Annotated in this window: 2 protein-coding genes and 2 pseudogenes; 1 reads left to right on the forward strand and 3 read right to left on the reverse strand. The window is 67.8% G+C overall.

What is annotated here, in order from left to right:
• Nucleotides 1-250: 250 nt before the first annotated feature.
• From AB0I49_RS38160 to AB0I49_RS38170, 3 genes and pseudogenes are all read right to left on the reverse strand, one after another.
• The gene (locus tag AB0I49_RS38160) at nucleotides 251-679 is read right to left on the reverse strand and encodes a hypothetical protein (RefSeq protein ID WP_363231833.1); all 429 of its coding nucleotides are present in this window, start codon (nucleotides 677-679) and stop codon (nucleotides 251-253) included.
• A gap of 108 nt (nucleotides 680-787) precedes the next feature.
• A complete protein-coding gene (locus tag AB0I49_RS38165; protein ID WP_363231834.1) occupies nucleotides 788-1,843 on the reverse strand; it encodes a serine hydrolase domain-containing protein in 1,056 nt (351 codons plus the stop codon).
• A 102-nt stretch (nucleotides 1,844-1,945) separates the two neighbouring features.
• Nucleotides 1,946-2,662 (reverse strand): annotated as a pseudogene (locus AB0I49_RS38170) (glycosyltransferase family 4 protein); the annotation flags it as partial.
• A gap of 74 nt (nucleotides 2,663-2,736) precedes the next feature.
• Here AB0I49_RS38170 and AB0I49_RS38175 point away from each other — a divergent pair.
• A pseudogene (locus AB0I49_RS38175) lies at nucleotides 2,737-2,875 on the forward strand (IS5/IS1182 family transposase); the annotation flags it as partial.

Consider the following 2,875-nt stretch of genomic DNA (forward strand, 5'->3'; position numbering starts at 1 on the left):
TCAGCCCGCCCCCTTGCGCATACCTCATGCAATGGGCATACCGCAGGAATCAAGAACCGTCAGCCTTGCCGACATCACGCATTGAAGGTCAGTAGCCGCAGCCTGGGCGTGCTCGCTGGGAACTGTTGCGATATGCATGTTCGAGATGGGTCCGGGCAGCGTTCTCTATCTCTTCCTGCGGAGACGAAGTCATGGTGGCCAGTATCCGACTGGCGAAGGCGATGGGGAATGCGGTGGTAGAACTCCGCGTCTATTGGTGGCGCTTCGGGGGCGAGGTTGGGGATATCCGTGATCCGTCAGCGTCGGCCGCGCCTTGGAGGACGTCCTCCCAGTCGGTGTGCTGGAGCCAGGTCTTTCCCATGAGGTGGGCGGTCCTCCACCACACAAGGTCAGCCCAGCTGCGACAGCGGTGCACCTCGACGGCGTACGCGTTCGCGTTGGGGTTGGGGTCGCATGCTGTGTGGTGGACGCGCCAGCGGGCTGCATCGGGGTACGACATCAGGCTCGCCGCGTCGTAGGCATGGAGCCCTGGCTCCACCTGCTTCGTTTCGAGGAGCTCCCAGGCGCGGACGTTGGTGGAGCACCGGTCGACTTCTGACATGTCGACCCAGAAGCTGCCCTCGCCGTCGGCTACGGCTCGCGTACAGACGTCGCAGATTGCGGCCAATTCATGTGCCACGGTTGGTCCTTGAAGAGAGTCGCGTTACTACGGGCCGCTTCTGAGCATGGTCCTTCGCGTTGCTGGTGACCAGAGGGCTTGCTGGTACGCGGTGCAGCTCATACGACATCAGGGGTTGAGGGGAAGGGCTGCGGCGCGGAACGAGTTGCGTACGGTCGTCAGCGGTTCGCGGTCGCGCGTGTAGAAGAGCTTGTTGGTCAGGAGGACTGCCCACTGGTCCTGGGTGGGGGAGATCCACATGCCGGTGCCGGTGAAGCCGTAGTGGACCCAGATGTCGTCAGCGGGAGTGGTGCCGGGGGCGGGGTGCCAGAAGAGGCCGCGGGCGGGTTCGAGGGTGCCTGTCTGGATCGTCAGCGATTCCGCCGTCCAAGCGGTGCCGAATCCTGCGAGCCCTGGCGCCGTGGGGGCGTACAGCATGTGGCGCAGGAACGCAGCGAGGTCGTCGAGGACTGTGAAGACGCCGGCGATGCCGCACAAGCCGTTCAGCAGGCGGGCGGAGAAGTCGTGGGCCGTGCCCTTGAGGCAGGTGCCGGTGTCCTGGTCGAGCTCGGTCGGTGCGCAGCGGGCGGCGAGGTTGGTGGGGAGGGAGCCGAAGCGGGTGGAGGTCATGCCCAGGGGGTTCCAGGTTCGCTCGGTGGCGAGCTGGTCGAGGCGTTGGCCGGAGAGGTGTTCGGCGAGGTAGCCGAGGACAAGGGCGGCTCGGTCGGTGTATTCGACGGCTTCGCCCGGCGGGCGGTGGAGGGGCTCGTGCAGGACGCCGTCGCGGATGTCCTGGGGGTCTGTGCCGTAGAGGTTCTTGAGCTGGGCTCGGAGGGGGAGGCCGGCGGTGTGGGTCAGCAGGTGGTGGGCGGTGGCGGTGCCCAGGGGGTGGCCTGCGACTTCTGGCCAGTTGGTGCCCAGTGGGGCAGTGAGGTCGAGTTTGCCGTCTTCCCACGGGGCACCGATGGAGGACCACACGGCGAGGATCTTGGTGAGGCTGGCGGCGTCGAAGACGGTGTCCGGCTGCATGGGGACGTGGGGCTCGTTGGGGTCGAGGACGCCGGTGGCGCCTTGCGCCTGGATGCCTGTGGCGTCGCCGACGGCCCACACCGCGCCGGGGTAGACCTTGTCGCGGACGCCTTCGGACAGGAGTTGTTCGATGTGGTCGGTGCTGCGGTACGTCATGGTCTCCCTGTTCGCCGTGGGCATCCCGCCGGTCAGCGTAGTGACGCGGGCGGGGTGGATCGGGCAGTGGCGCGTGGGTGTCGGCGGGCGGTGGGGCTCGGTTCAGGTGAGCTGGTGGCCGAGTTCGGTGAGGGATTGGGCGGTCGCCGAGAGCGGGTAGCGGGCGGCGTTCGCGTAGCCCGCTTGCCGTAGGGCGGGGAGGAGGCCGGGGCTGGTGCGCAGCCGGTTCACGTCGCGGGCGAGGGCGGTGGGGTGGGTGAAGTCGGTGGTTATGGCGGAGGCAGCCAGGGTCTCGTTGAGGCCCGGTACGGGCTGGTGGAGGACGGGGAGGCCGCAGGCTTGGGCCTCCAGGGCGACCAGGCCCATGGCTTCCAGGGTGGTGGAGGGAATGACGAGCGCGTCGTGTTCGGCGAAGACTCTCCACAGCTGGGGGCGGCGGAGCCAGCCGAGGTAGCGGGCACGGACGCCCGTGCGTTGCAGCAGTGGGGCCAGGGCCCGGAACTGAGCACGGGGCGCGGCGATGCTCAGCTCGACGCCTTGTATCGGGGCCAGGCCCTGGAGCAGGGACTCGACTCCCTTCTCCGCGGTCAGCCGTCCGGCGTACAGGAGTCGCAGGTGGCTGCTGACGGTCCGGGCGGGCCAGGGCGGCGGTGCGGTGAGCAGGTGGTCGGGGATGCCCCAGGGAATGCGGGTGATCTTGCGGCGGTCGGTCTGTGGGGCGAGATTCAGGAGGCGGTCGGCCATTGCGTTGGTGGGGACGACGATGGCATCGGCGGCCCGCGCCGTTTCGCGCAGGACCTGGAGCTGGTCGCGGTGGGACTTAGGAGTCCTTGCAGAATGATCTTCGTGTGGCACGGTGGAGGAGCAGGTGATGTCGTTCCTCGGGGGTGAGGATGACTCGGCGGAAGCCGTGGGAGGTCAGCGATGAACTGTGGGTGGTGATCGAACCGCTGCTGCCCAGGTGTGAACGTCGCTACCGGCACCCGGGCCGTAAACGGATCGATGACCGCAAGACACTGCAGGGCATTCTGT

It is taken from the genome of Streptomyces sp. NPDC050617, assembly GCF_040654795.1.
In the GTDB taxonomy this organism is placed as follows: domain Bacteria; phylum Actinomycetota; class Actinomycetes; order Streptomycetales; family Streptomycetaceae; genus Streptomyces.

Bases quoted from the DNA above. Each gene is read 5' to 3' on its own strand.
- AB0I49_RS38165 (WP_363231834.1), bottom strand. From the start codon at position 1,843: ATGACGTACCGCAGCACCGACCACATCGAACAACTCCTGTCCGAAGGC.